Below are 13016 nucleotides of genomic sequence, written 5' to 3' on the forward strand. Positions count from 1 at the left end.
GCGCCGGCGGTCGCGCCTGCTGCCACGCCGGTTTCCACCCCCGCTTCCGCCGTACCCGCACCGGCTTCCGCGCCCGTTGTCGCCGCGCCGGCCGCGACGCCCAGCGCCGCCGCGCCGGCCGTTGCCGCGCCGCCAGTTGCGCCCGCGCCAGTGGCACCGCCGCCCGTCGTTACACCGCCGCCGGTCGTCGCCGCGCCGGTGCCTGCCACGATTGTGCCGGCCCCCGCTGCGCCCGAACCCGAGTCCGAGCCCGCGCCCAAGAAGGCGTCGTGGCTGTCGCGGCTCAAGCAGGGCCTGTCGCGCACCGGCCAGAGCATTGGCGGCATTTTCGTCGGCGTCAAGGTCGACGAGAACCTGTTCGAGGAACTCGAATCGGCGCTCATTATGGCCGATGCCGGCCTGGAGGCCACCGAGAAGCTGCTGACCGCGCTGCGCGCGCGGGTCAAGAAAGAGCGCATCGAGGACCCGGCCAAGGTCAAGACCGCGCTGCGCCAGCTGCTGGCCGATCACCTGCGCCCGCTGGAGCGCGCCTTCGACCTGAAGCGCACGCAGCCGCTGGTGGTGATGATCGCGGGCGTCAACGGCGCCGGCAAGACGACTTCCATCGGCAAGCTGGCGCACACCTTCCAGCGCCAGGGCGCGAGCGTGCTGCTGGCCGCGGGCGACACGTTCCGCGCCGCGGCGCGCGAGCAGCTGATCGAATGGGGCAGCCGCAACAACGTCACCGTGATCTCGCAGGATGGCGGCGATCCGGCGGCGGTGGCGTTCGACTCGGTCAACGCCGGCCGCGCGCGCGGCGTGGGCGTGGTGATGGTGGACACGGCCGGCCGCCTGCCGACCCAGCTGCACCTGATGGAAGAACTGAAGAAGATCCGCCGCGTCATCGGCAAGGCCGACCCGGCCGCGCCGCACGAAGTGCTGCTGGTGGTGGACGGCAACACCGGCCAGAACGCGCTGGCGCAGATCCGCGCGTTCGACGCGGCCATCACCCTGACGGGCCTGGTCGTGACCAAGCTGGACGGCACCGCCAAGGGCGGCACGCTGGCGGCCGTGGCGGCGGGCAGCCAGGGCGTGCGGCCGATCCCGGTGTACTGGATCGGCGTGGGCGAAAGCCTGGAAGACCTGCAGCCGTTCGTGGCCGACGAATTCGCCGGCGCTCTGCTGGCCGACTGATCGCAGCCGCCGGGCCTTGCCGCCCGGCGCTGAAAACACCGCGCCCCACGTCTCCTGTATCGGAGGCGTGGGGCGCGGTGTTTATGGCGGGCGCGAACGTGGTCCGCGAGGGACCGCGCCGGCTTATTTCCAGAAGGGCTTGCTGCCGGCCAGGTCGTCGAACGCGCGTTGCGCATCCACCGCCAGTTCTTCCAGGCGCGCGCTGATCCAGCCCAGCGCGAACCAGGCTTGCGGATGCGTGGCCGTACACGACTCGTAGTAGTCCTTGGCCACGGCCAGGTCGTTGATCTCGCCCAGGATGTCCTGCACCCGCGACAGCAGCTTGCGGTAGCCACGCAGCTTGGTCGGCGGCAGCAGCGATTCGGCGAAGGCCAGGCTGTAGCGCAGGCGCTTGCCGCGCTTGCGCAGATCATGGCGCGTGGGGATGTCGAGCGTGGCGAACTGGGTGCCCTGGTCGGCCACCTTGCTGTGCCAGCGATGCAGGCGCCGCGCCAGCTGCTTGTGCAGCCGCTGCGTGTCGGGCTCGGGCGCCAGCATCGGGATGATGGTGGGTTTGACGCTGGGGCCGGCGATGCCGCCTTCGAGGCGGATGGCCGGTTCGGGCGCGACGTCGCTGGGCATGCCGTTGGCGATCGGCAGGCCGTCGCTGGTCGGCACGGCGGGCGGCACGTCCAGGCTCCATTCCAGCAATTCCAGCAGCCAGGCCTGGAACGCCTTGCCGCCAGCGATGGCGCGGGCGTCCTGTTCGGGCGGCGCGGCTTCCATCGGAATCACCGGCATGCCGGCGCGCATCAGCGCGGGCGCCACGGTTTCGTTCAGCACGTCCTGGTCGCGGTTGGCGCCAAAGGCGGCGAAGTGCGCGCGCACGCCCTGCATGATGGAATCGGAGACCGGCGCGATCCAGCCGTCGAACAGCTTCCAGGCCGAGCGCAGGCGGCGGATGCCGACGCGCAGCTGGTGCACGTGTTCGGAATTGCCGGCGCGATACACGCCCTCGGTGTCGACCTCGGCCAGCACCGCGGCGTTGCGCGCGATCTGGTCGAGGCATTCGGCGGCGATGCGGCCCATGGCCTGGGGCGCGGTCATGTCCTCGCGCAGCTTGACGGCCGCGGCGCCGCGCGGCGCCCAGAACTGCGCGATGGCCTGGGCGCGGCGGCTGTCGAGGTCGTCGCCGGGAATGGCGTCGACGTCGGCCAGGCGCTGCGCCAGCTGGGCCAGCGCGTCGCCGCGCTCGGACTTGCTGCGCGGGTCCAGCACCAGGCTGTGGCGCTGCTGCCAGCCGCGCGCGACCGCGAAGATGGCGGCGGGGCGGCCCGAGACCAGTTCGAATTCGAGTTCGGAGATCGGCAGTTCCAGCGCGCCGGCGCGCAGGATGCCGGTGTCATAGGCCAGCTCGACCGTGCCGTAGCGGGTGCGCACCTTGCGCAGCATGCGCTGCACGTCGGTTTCGTAGCGCAGGCCGAGTTCGCCCTTGATGGCCGCCAGTGCAGCCTCGACCTCGGTGCCGGCGTACACCGACAGGTCGAGCACGGGGCCGGGCCGCGGGTGGTTCAGTTCGATGCGGGTGATGGCGTTGATGCCGGGCATCTTGAGGGTCTGCACCCAGTCGCGCCCTTCCTGGCGCAGGCGGATGGCGATGCGGGCCTTGGCCAGTTCACGCTCGGGCGTGTCGAAGTACATCGCATGCAGGCGGATGCGCGTCGCCTCGCGTTGCTTGATCTCTCGCAGCACGGCCTGGCGCGAAGCCGTGGGCACGTGCAGTTTCAGTTCCTGTTCCGACATGGCGGCGGGTGTCCAACGGCAAAAGCCGAGATCTTAATCAAAGGGGGCGGGAGGTTTGATGACCGGTCATATTTATTTCACAAATGCCCTGTCGAGCATAGACGGGGTTGCGGTGCATCAACAATCGTCCGCATGCCGGTCGACCCATATTCTGGGCTTTGATTGCGTCCGCTCAATTACCCAGTTTCAGTGATAGGCAAGGCGGGGCCGAACTTTTCTAATTGTAATTGGCGGGCCGGACGCTTTTCGCGGGGCCTCGATACCCATTCGCGCCCGCCCCGGCACTGCCGGCGACGGGCCATGACAAAAAGAAGAGAGGCCCATGAACCGCACGTATCGCATCGTCCAGAGCCGAGCCACGGGCCAGTGGCAGGTGGCCAGCGAGCACGCCCGGGGGCGGGCCAAGGGCGGGGCGCCCGCCATGGCGCTGGCGGCCGTCCTGGCGCTGGCCTGCGCCGTGCCCGCCGCGCAGGCGGTGGCCGGCGCGGCGGTGACCGGCGACGTGACGCCCGTGGTGAACTGGGGCGATGCCAATGACCTCGTCGTCGGCGATACCGCGTCCGGTTCGTTGCAGATCGAACCGCCGGGGACGGCCGTGCGCAGCGCCAGCGGCTGGCTGGGATTGACGACGGGCGGCGTGGGCACGGCGAAGGTCTCGGGCCTGGGCGCGTACTGGATCATGAACGGCAGCCTGGTCATCGGCGCCAGCGGCAACGGCACGCTGACGGTCGCCAACCACGGCTCGGTCACGGTGGGCGCGAATGGCCAGGGCTTTGCCGAGCTGGCCCGCAATCCCGGCGCGGTCGGCGTCATCAACATCGGCACCGCGCCCGGCAGCGTGGCCGCCGATGCCGCGGGCGTGCTGGACGCGGCGGAGGTCCGCTTTGGCGCGGGCAGGGGCACGCTGAACTTCAATTCGGTGAGCATGGTGCTCTTCAATTCGGCGCTGGTCAGCAGCGCGGCGGGCCGCCACCAGCTCAATCATTACGCCGGCATCACGCGATTGCTGGGCGACAGCGCGCGCTTCAACGGCGATACCACCGTCAGCGGCGGCGAACTGCGGATCCTCAACGTACTGGGCACGGAGGAAGGGCGGATCGATGCCGGCGCGGCGGCCGACGCCACGGCCAGGGTCAATGTATCCAATTCCGGATCGACCTGGGCCCTCACCGGCAACCTGTTCGTCGGCGGCGCCGGGCCCGCTGAATTGAGCGTCGCCAACAGCGGCACGGTCTCGAACCAGTTCGCCACGGTCGATGCGCAGGGCAACGGCACGGCGAGCGTGGCGATTGCCGATGCCGGGTCGCGCTGGGTCAATCGTGCGGCCCTGCTGGTAGGGTCGGAAGGCGGGCGCGGCGCGGTATCGATCCTGGCGGGGGGCTATGTGAGCAGCGTTGATGGCGTCATCGGCCGTCTCCAGAACGGCAATGGCACCCTCCTGGTGACGGGGCGCGGCTCGACCTGGGCCAACGCCCGCGAGCTCAGGGTGGGCGATGTCGAGGGCCAGGGCGCAATGATGATAGAGGCCGGAGGCATCGCCTCGAACGTCGACAGCTTTGTGGGCAGCATGAGCGGCAGCGGCAATGTCATCGTCCGCGGCGCCGGTTCCCTCTGGAACAACAGCGGCGCAATGACGCTGGGATTCGGCGTGGGGACGGGCGCGGGCAGCCTGACGATCGCGCAAGGCGGCGTTGTCAACGTCGGCGCCAGCAACACGGGGAGTGTCTCGCTGGCGAAGGATTCGCTCCTGTTCTACCGGACCTCCGGCACGATCAACATTGGCGCGCCGGTGGGGCAGGCGGCGGTGGGCGCGGGCACGCTCAACGCCGGCGATATCCTGTTCGGCGCCGGCAACGCCACCGTGAATTTCAACCATAGCGACACGGCCTACGCATTCGCGACGCGGCTCGCCAGCGTGGGCAATGGCTCCCACAGCCTGAACCAGATCGCCGGCACCACGCGCCTGACAGGCGACAGTGGCGCGTTCCAGGGCAAGACCACTGTGTCGGGCGGCAGGCTGGTGGTGCTGAATCAGCTGGGGGGCGCGGCCGAAGTGACGGGCGGGACGCTGCAGTATGGCGATGCGACGACCGGCGCCGCCAACCGCCTGGCCGGCGACCTGCAGGTGTCGGGCACGGGCAGCACGCTGGCGGTGCAGGGGACCGCCTCCCTGGGGGTGGCGGGCAACGTCGGCATGGCCGACCACACCATCCTCGATCTCACGGCCGGTACCCACGGCGCTGCGCTGCGCGCCGACACGGTGACGCTCGGGGCCGATGTGAGCTTCCGGCTGGGCGGCATCTATAGCGCCAGTCCGGCGGAGGTCCTGCTGATCGACACCACCCACGGCATCAACGGCGACTTCGCCCGGATCAGCGCCGGTGGCGCCGCCGGCGCGGTGGACTATCTGAGCGTCAACACGCGCAAGTCGGCCGACAGCCGCCAATACCTGGCCAGCTACGGCCTGACCTGGACCGCCGGCAACAGCCTGGCGCATGGCACGTTCACGCTGGCCAACGCCACGGATCGGTTCACGGTGGGCGCGGCGCTGGCCGACCAGGCCGCCAACGCGGCGACCGGCTGGAATGGCAGGACGCTGACCAAGGCCGGCGCCGGGACGCTGGTGTTGAGTGGCGCCAACACCTACAGCGGCGGCACGCGCGTCACGGGTGGCGCGCTGGAGGTCGAGCGCGACGCCAACCTCGGCGCCGTCGCCGGTGGCCTGGCGCTCGAGGGCGGTGGCATGCTGGCGACCACGGCGACGTTCGATACGGCGCGCGCCGTTACCGTGACGCAGTCGGGCGGCTTCGACGTGGCCGCCAACACCACGCTGGGCCTGACCGGTGCGCTGTCGGGCAGCGGCGACCTGATCAAGGCCGGCGGGGGCGTGCTCGACCTGAAGGGCGACGGTTCCGGCTTCACCGGCCGCACGCTCGTCAATGGCGGCCGGCTGGCGATCAACGGCCGGCTGGGCGGTTCGTTCACGGTGGCCGATGGCGGCGTGCTGGGCGGCAATGGCACGATCGGCGCTGGCGTGGGGTCGAGGGTCACCGTGGCCAATGGCGGCGTGTTGTCACCGGGCAATTCGATCGGCATGCTGACCATCGACGGCGACCTGGTGATGCAGCCGGGGGCGCGTTATCTGGTCGAGGCCGACCCCGCGGGCGGCAGCGCCGACCGCGTCCACGTCACCGGCAACGCCACGCTCAACGGCGGTTCGGTCGTGCACATCGGCGCCAGCGGCAACTACGGTCTGCGCGCCAGCTACACGATCATGGAAGTGGACGGCACGCTGTCCGGCCGCTTCGATACCGTGTCGTCCGATTTCGCGTTCCTCACGCCCAGCCTGGACTACGACTACGGCGCGGGCCGCGTGTCGCTGAACCTGGCGCGCAACCAGACCGGCATGGCGTCGAAGGGCGCGACGCGCAACCAGCGCGCCGCGGCCGCGGCCATCGACAGCATCGGCCTGGCCGGCGGGCATGCGCTGTATGACGCCGTCGTGCGCCTGCCGGACGATGCGGGAACGCTGCAAGCCGGCTTCGACCAGTTGTCCGGCGAGCTGCACGCCTCGGCCAAGACCTTGCTGCTGCAGGACAGCCGTTACCTGCGCGACGCCATGAGCGGCCGCCTGCGCGCGGCCGCCGGCAACGGCACCGGTCCCGCGCCATTGGTGGCGGCGCTTGGCGGCGGCGCGCCGTTGCCGGCCGGCCTGAACGGGCCCGCCAGCTGGATCCAGGGCATGGGCAGCTGGAGCCGGATCGACGGCGACGGCAATGCCGCCCGCGTCAAGAGTTCGACCGGCGGCTTCCTGATGGGAGTCGACGCGCCGGTGGGCGAGGCCTGGCGGCTTGGCCTGATGGCGGGCTACAGCCGCACCGATTTCGACGTCAACGACCGCGCGTCGTCCGGCCACAGCGACAACTACCACCTGGGCGCCTACGGCGGCGGCCAATGGGGCGCGTGGGGCCTGCGCGGCGGGCTGGCCTACAGCTGGCACGACATCGCCACGCGCCGCTCGGTCGCCATGCCGGGCTTGGCCGACCGCCTCAAGGCCGGCTATGACGGTCGCACCGCGCAGGCCTTCATCGACCTGGGGTATCGCATCGAGACCGCGGCCGTCGCGCTCGAACCGTTCGCCAACCTGGCCTACGTCAACCTGCGCACCGACGGCTATCGCGAAAGCGGCGGCCCCGCCGCGCTGCGCGCCAGCGGCCAGACCACCGAGACGACCTTCACGACGCTGGGGCTGCGGGCCGCGTCCGGCTTCGACATGGGCAGTGCCCAGGCGGTGGCGCGCGGTTCGCTCGGCTGGCGCCACGCGCTGGGCGACGTCAAGCCGGTGGCGACGCAGGCCTTCTCGGCGGGCGACGCGTTCACGGTGGCGGGCGTGGCCATCGCCCGTGACAGCGCGGTGATCGAGGCCGGCCTGGATCTGCAGGTCACGCGCCGGACCACCTTCGGCCTGGCGTACCAGGGGCAACTGGCCAGCGCGGCGCGGGATCATGGCGTGCGGGCCAATCTCGCGATCCGCTTCTGATGCGTCGCGCCCGGTCCGCCAAGCTTCGTTGGCCCCCGTCGTTCGCGGCCTCTGCACATCCCGCGCGGGCAAAAAAAACCGCCCGTTGCCAGGCGGCGCAAAGGAACGTTGGTTGCGGGCGCGTCAGAGGATGCGCTTGCGTGCCTGCGTGATGAGGATCTCGGCCAGCACCACCACCACGAAGATGGCCGCCAGCACCAGCGCGACGCGGTCCCACTGGAACAGGTTGAGCGCGGTGTCCAGCGCCATGCCGATGCCGCCGGCGCCGACCAGGCCGAGCACGGCCGATTCGCGCACGTTGATGTCCCAGCGCAGCAGCACGATGGACCAGAACGCCGGGCGGATCTGCGGCCAGTAGGCGTACCAGATCACCGAGGCCTTGCTGGCGCCGGTGGCGGTGACGGCCTCGATCGGGCCGCGCTGCGCTTCCTCGATGGCTTCGCCCACCAGCTTGCCGACGAAGCCGATGGAGCGGAACGCGATGGCCAGCGTGCCGGCCAGCGCGCCGGGGCCGAAGATGGCGATGAACAGCAGCGCCCACACCAGCGAGTTGACCGAGCGGCTCGACACCAGGACCAGGCGCGCGAGCATGTTGATGGTCTTGCTGGGCGTGAGGTTGTTGGCCGCCAAGAGGCCCACGGGCACCGCCATGAACACCGACAGGATGGTGCCGAGCGTGGCGATGTGCAGGGTCTCGATCAGCGCGTCGTGCACGCCGCCGCGATAGTGGGCCCAGTCCACCGGCCACATGCGCTGGAACAGGTCGGCCATCTGCTCGGGCGCGTCGTAGAGGAACTCGGGGATGACCTCGACGCCGCGGATGGCCTGCACGATGGCGGCCACCAGCAGCAGGTAGAGGGCGAAGCGCAGCAGCCGCTGGCCCAGGCTGTAGCGGTGCCAGACGCGCGGCGCGCCATTGGCGGGCAGGGTGGGAGCGTGCGTGTTCATTGGTCCGCCTCCGCCTTGCGCGCGGCCTGGTAGGCCGCCTTCGAGGCGCTTGAGCCGAGGCCGCGCGCGCCGGCGAAGCGGCTCTGCAGGATGCGGTCGAAGCCCAGGTTGTCCAGGAACACGGCGCGCACGAAGCCCGCCAGGATCTCGCCCAGCATGATGATGGCGATGAGCGTCAGCAGGATGGCGCTGACGAAGTCGTAGTCGAAGCGCTGGAAGGCCGAGAACAGCGTGCCGCCCACGCCGCCGGCGCCGACGATGCCCACCATGGTGGAGTTGCGCAGGTTCGAGTCGAACTGGTAGGTGGCAAAGCCGATGAAGCGCGCGAACACCTGCGGCAGCACGCCGAAGGCCAGCACGTTGGCGAACGAGGCGCCGGTGGCGCGCACCGCCTCGACCTGCTTGAGCGAGATTTCCTCGATGGCCTCGGTGAACAGTTTGCCGATGAAGCCGATCGAGGCCACCGTCAGCGCCAGGATGCCGGCCAGGGCGCCAAAGCCCACGGCCTTGACGAACAGGATGGCGACGATCACCGGATGCAGCGCGCGGCACAGCGCGACGATCGAGCGCGCCGGCCACGAGACCCACGCCGGCATCAGGTTGCGCGCGCCCAGCAGCCCCACGGGCAGCGCGAACAGGATGCCCAGCACCGAGGCCAGCACGGCGATCTCCAGGCTTTCGGCGATGCCCTTCCACAGCGTGGCGGGCTTCTCGAAATTGGGCGGGAACATGCGCGCCAGGAAGGTCGAGGCGTGGCCCATGCCGCTTTCGAAGCGGGCCCAGCTGAAGTCCAGCTGCGCGGCCGCGTAGACCGTGTACAGCACCAGCAGCAGCACGCCGGCCTTGGCGCGGCCGGACAGCGCGAAGGGGCGCGGGTGGGAGGAGCGGGGAGTCATCAAGCCAGCCAAGACTCGCCTCCGTAGATGGTCTTGAGCATGGTGGCGTCCAGGCCATGGCCGTCGCCGTCGTAGACCACGTGGCCGCCGGACATGCCGACGATGCGGCCGGCGTAGCGCCGCGCCAGCTCGACGTCGTGGATGTTGACGATCACGGGGATGCCGCTGGCGTCGCCCTGCGCCGCCAGCAGCTCCATGATCTCGACCGAGGTCTTGGGGTCGAGCGACGAGGTCGGCTCATCGGCCAGCAGCAGCTGCGGGCGCTGCATCAGCGCGCGGGCGATGCCCACGCGCTGGCGCTGGCCGCCCGAGAGGGCGTCGGCGCGCTGGTCGGCGAAACCGGCCAGGCCGACGGTATCCAGCAGCTGGTAGGCGTGCTCGATGTCCTCGGCCTCGAAGCGGCGGGTCCAGGCCTTGAAGGCGCCGGTGTAGCCCAGCCGTCCGGTCAGCAGGTTTTCCATCACGGTCAGGCGTTCGACCAGGTTGTATTCCTGGAACACCATGCCGATGCGCCGGCGCGCGCGCCGCAGCGACGCGCCACGCACCCGGGCCAGGTCGACCGTGCCGTCGCCGGACTCCAGCACGATCTCGCCGCGGGTCGGCTCGATCAGCCGGTTGATGCAGCGCAGGAGCGTGCTCTTGCCGGTGCCCGACGGGCCGATGATGGCCGTCAGGCCGCGTCCCGCGATCTGCAGGTCGATGCCGTTCAGTACCGGCCGGCCGGCCCGGTATTCCTTGACCAGGCCGGAAATGCGTAGCGACGTCGTCATGCTGATTACTTCTTGCTCTTGGCGGATTCGCGGTCGTAGGCGGCGCGGTTGAAGCTCTCGCCGCCGGATTCGGCGACCTGGCGCACGATGGCCCAGTCCTTCTGGTAGGTCACCGGGTAGAAGCGGTCGGCGCCGTCGAAGGCCTTGGACATCTCGGCCGGGAAGCGGTAGTCGTAGAAGCACTTGAGCATCTGGTCGCGGAACTTCGGCTCCAGGTCATGCGCGTAGGCGAACGACGAGGTCGGGAATTTCTCGCTCTTGTAGATGACGCGGAAATCGGCTTCCTTGACCTGGCCGCGCTCGATCATGCGCTTGAACACGTCCGAGGCCACGGCGGCGGCGTCGTAGTCGCCGGAGTTCACGCCCATGACGGACTGGTCGTGCTTGCCCGAGAACACCACCTTGTAGTCCTTGTCGGGCGTCAGGCCTTCCTTGGGGAACAGCGCCACGGGCGCCATGTGGCCGGAGTTCGACGACGGCGCGGTGTGCGCCAGCTTCTTGCCCTTGAGGTCGGTGAGCTTCTGGTACGGGCTGTCCTTCTTGACGATGACGATCAGGTTGTAGCCCTGGAAGCCGTCGGCGTAGCCCTTGACGGCGAACGGCACCGCGCCGGCGATGTTCACGGCGAAGGCGGTGGGGCCGGTGGAGAAGCCGCCCACGTGCAGGCGGCCCGAGCGCATGGCCTCGATCTCGGCGGCGTTGCTCTGCACCTGGTAGAACACCACGCGCTTGCCGGTGCATTCCGACAGGTGCTTGGTGAACGGCTTGAAGATGTCTTCATACACCGCCGGGTCTTCCACCGGGGTGTAGGTGAACACCAGCGTAGACGGCGTCTTGAGCTTGGCCGGATCGGTGGGCGTGTCGGCCACCAGGTCCTTGTTGGCGTCGCAGTACATCTGGTCCAGGTCGCCCCGGTTCGGGCAGGTGTCGGCGGCGTGGGCTGTGGATGCCCCGAACGCTCCGAACGCGAGCGCGGCCAGCGAGGCCGCTTGCAGGTGACGCAATGCGCGCATCGTATGTCTCCTCTTATAGGTCTGAATATGACTGGTAACTGAATTCAAACATACAAGCGGGGGGCCGACACTTGGGAAAGTCCCTGCCTTTTTTTTCGGGTTTTGTTCGTTTTGTTCGCTTCAGGTTCGTTTTTGCGCGAACGGCGCGAGGGCCCCGTGGACGGATCGGCGGATCCGCCCGCAGGGCTCGCGGGTCAGGCGGGAGGCAGGGTCAGGCGCGGTAGCCCAGCTTGCGCGAGATTTCCTGCGCGCAGGCCAGCAGGGGGCGGGCGATGGCGCCGTCCCAGGACACGTCGAACAGGCCGGTGGGGCCCAGGCTGGTCAGCCCCAGCACGATGTTGCCGGTGTTGTCGAACACCGGCACCGACAGGGCGTCGACGCCGGGCAGCGGGTTGCCCAGGGCGCGCGCCATGCCGTGCACGCGGATGTCGGCCAGCTGCGCCTCGATGTTGGCGCGGCTGGCCTTGCGCGGCGGCGGCACGCTGGCGATGACGGCGGTGTCGCCTTCCTCGCGGGCAATGTAGTGCTCGCTGACCTTGGGCGGCAGCCAGGCCGCGAACACCAGGCCGGTGGCGGTGTGCAGCATGGACATCACGGTGCCCTTGCGCATGTTCACGTGCACCGGGTAGCTGGCCTCGGTCATGTGGATCATGGTGGGGCCGTGCGAGCCCAGCACCGCGATCCCCAGGGTGTGGCCGATCTCGGATTGCAGCTTGGCGATCTCGGGCATGGCGATGCGCACCGGATCCAGCCGCTGCAGGCTGACCAGTCCCATCTGCAGGGCGAACGGCCCCAGCTCGTACTGGCCGGTGATGCTGTCCTGCTGCACCAGGCCGACGCGGATGAAGCTGACCAGGTAGGGGTGGGCCTTGGCCGAGGTCATGCCGGCGCCGGCGGCCAGGTCGCGCAGCGTCAACGGCTTGGCGGCGTCGACCAGCGCGGCCAGCAGCGGCACGCCGACTTCGATGGACTGGATGCTGCGGCGGCCGTCGTTGGCGGCGGGGGCGGAAGGTTTGGCGGTGGCCACGGTGCGAGCCTCAGGTAGTGACGGCGCGGGCGGCCAGCAGGCGGTCGGCCATCTCGGTGAAGCCGGCGCCGCCGTGGAACGCGGCCACGTAGGCGGGGCGATGCGTCAGACGGTGCAGCTGCGACTGGATGTTGGCCACGCCGACCGAGACCGGGAAGTAGGCGAACATGGGCTCGTCGTTGGGCGAGTCGCCGATGAACAGGGTGCTGTCGAGCGCGCCGGCCACGTCCATGCCGAATTCGCGCTGGAACAGGGTGCGCGTCATGGTCAGCTTGTCGTAGTCGCCGAACCAGCCATTGACGTGGATCGAGCTGACCTTGGCCTGGGCGCCGGCGTCTTCGAAGATGCGCACGATGCGGCCGATGTCGGCCTCGGGCAGGGGCGGCACGTCCTCGCAGAAGTCGATGGCCAGGTCGGCCACGCGGTAGTCCTGGTCGCTGGCGACGGCGGCGCCGGGCACCTCGGCCAGCACCCGGTCGCGGATGGCGTCCAGCTGCTTGCGGCTGGCCTGGCGCGAGGCCGCGTCGGTCCAGTAGTGCGTGACCATGCGGCGCGCCTGGCGGTCGTAGGCGTAGTAGAACGCGCCGTTCTCGCCGACCACCGCGCGCACCGGCCACATGCGGGCGATGTGGTCGCACCAGCCGGCCGGGCGGCCGGTGATCGGCACCACCTGGATGCCGGCCTGTTCCAGGCGTTCCAGGGCGGCGTAGGCGTCGGCCGGCAGCCGGCCTTCGGTGGTCAGGGTGTCGTCGATGTCGGTGAGCACGACGCGGATCCCCGCCGCGACGGTCGAAGGCATGGCCGCAAGGGCTTGCATGGCGTTTTTCCTTGGTTTTATGGGGTGTTCTCCGGCCGAAAGTTTAACCG

Annotated in this window: 9 protein-coding genes; 2 read left to right on the forward strand and 7 right to left on the reverse strand. The window is 69.9% G+C overall.

The window, feature by feature from the left end:
* Positions 1 to 150 precede the first annotated feature (150 nt).
* Positions 151 to 1173: a signal recognition particle-docking protein FtsY gene (gene ftsY, locus I6I07_RS11350; RefSeq protein WP_420094574.1), complete on the forward strand. Its 1023-nt coding sequence runs from the start codon at positions 151 to 153 to the stop codon at positions 1171 to 1173.
* Between the two features lie 123 nt (positions 1174 to 1296).
* Here ftsY and I6I07_RS11355 read toward each other — a convergent pair whose 3' ends face one another.
* Positions 1297 to 2955, reverse strand: a complete 1659-nt coding sequence (locus I6I07_RS11355) for a CYTH and CHAD domain-containing protein (RefSeq protein WP_198486705.1) — start codon at positions 2953 to 2955, stop codon at positions 1297 to 1299.
* 322 nt (positions 2956 to 3277) lie between these two features.
* On the opposite strand from I6I07_RS11355, the gene I6I07_RS11360 reads away from it, so the two are divergent.
* Positions 3278 to 7495 (forward strand): autotransporter domain-containing protein, encoded by a 4218-nt coding sequence (locus I6I07_RS11360; RefSeq protein WP_198486706.1) that lies wholly within the window; start codon positions 3278 to 3280, stop codon positions 7493 to 7495.
* Positions 7496 to 7618: 123 nt separating this feature from the next.
* Here I6I07_RS11360 and phnE (I6I07_RS11365) read toward each other — a convergent pair whose 3' ends face one another.
* From phnE (I6I07_RS11365) to I6I07_RS11390, 6 genes are all read right to left on the reverse strand, one after another.
* Positions 7619 to 8443: a phosphonate ABC transporter, permease protein PhnE gene (gene phnE / locus I6I07_RS11365; RefSeq protein ID WP_006391346.1), complete on the reverse strand. Its 825-nt coding sequence runs from the start codon at positions 8441 to 8443 to the stop codon at positions 7619 to 7621.
* Positions 8440 to 9339, reverse strand: coding sequence for a phosphonate ABC transporter, permease protein PhnE (gene phnE, locus I6I07_RS11370; protein ID WP_198486707.1), 900 nt, complete (start codon positions 9337 to 9339; stop codon positions 8440 to 8442). The genes phnE (I6I07_RS11365) and phnE (I6I07_RS11370) overlap by 4 nt, the downstream gene beginning before the upstream one ends.
* Positions 9339 to 10109 carry a phosphonate ABC transporter ATP-binding protein gene (phnC, locus tag I6I07_RS11375; protein ID WP_198486708.1) on the reverse strand — a complete coding sequence of 257 codons (771 nt, stop codon included), beginning with the start codon at positions 10107 to 10109 and terminating at the stop codon, positions 9339 to 9341. Before phnC ends, phnE (I6I07_RS11370) begins: the two co-directional genes overlap by 1 nt.
* A 5-nt stretch (positions 10110 to 10114) precedes the next feature.
* A complete protein-coding gene (gene phnD, locus I6I07_RS11380) occupies positions 10115 to 11122 on the reverse strand; it encodes a phosphate/phosphite/phosphonate ABC transporter substrate-binding protein (protein WP_054476210.1) in 1008 nt (335 codons plus the stop codon).
* A gap of 211 nt (positions 11123 to 11333) precedes the next feature.
* A complete protein-coding gene (locus I6I07_RS11385) occupies positions 11334 to 12149 on the reverse strand; it encodes an IclR family transcriptional regulator (RefSeq protein WP_198486709.1) in 816 nt (271 codons plus the stop codon).
* A gap of 10 nt (positions 12150 to 12159) precedes the next feature.
* Positions 12160 to 12966, reverse strand: a complete 807-nt coding sequence (locus tag I6I07_RS11390) for an HAD-IIB family hydrolase (RefSeq protein ID WP_198486710.1) — start codon at positions 12964 to 12966, stop codon at positions 12160 to 12162.
* Between the last annotated feature and the right edge of the window lie 50 nt (positions 12967 to 13016).

This window comes from Achromobacter deleyi, assembly GCF_016127315.1.
GTDB classification, from domain to species: Bacteria; Pseudomonadota; Gammaproteobacteria; order Burkholderiales; family Burkholderiaceae_B; genus Achromobacter; species Achromobacter insuavis_A.

Bases quoted from the DNA above. Each gene is read 5' to 3' on its own strand.
- I6I07_RS11390 (WP_198486710.1), bottom strand. From the start codon at position 12,966: ATGCAAGCCCTTGCGGCCATGCCTTCGACCGTCGCGGCGGGGATCCGC.
- phnD (WP_054476210.1), bottom strand. From the start codon at position 11,122: ATGCGCGCATTGCGTCACCTGCAAGCGGCCTCGCTGGCCGCGCTCGCG.
- phnE (WP_006391346.1), bottom strand. From the start codon at position 8,443: ATGAACACGCACGCTCCCACCCTGCCCGCCAATGGCGCGCCGCGCGTC.
- I6I07_RS11355 (WP_198486705.1), bottom strand. From the start codon at position 2,955: ATGTCGGAACAGGAACTGAAACTGCACGTGCCCACGGCTTCGCGCCAG.
- phnE (WP_198486707.1), bottom strand. From the start codon at position 9,339: ATGACTCCCCGCTCCTCCCACCCGCGCCCCTTCGCGCTGTCCGGCCGC.
- phnC (WP_198486708.1), bottom strand. From the start codon at position 10,109: ATGACGACGTCGCTACGCATTTCCGGCCTGGTCAAGGAATACCGGGCC.
- I6I07_RS11360 (WP_198486706.1), top strand. From the start codon at position 3,278: ATGAACCGCACGTATCGCATCGTCCAGAGCCGAGCCACGGGCCAGTGG.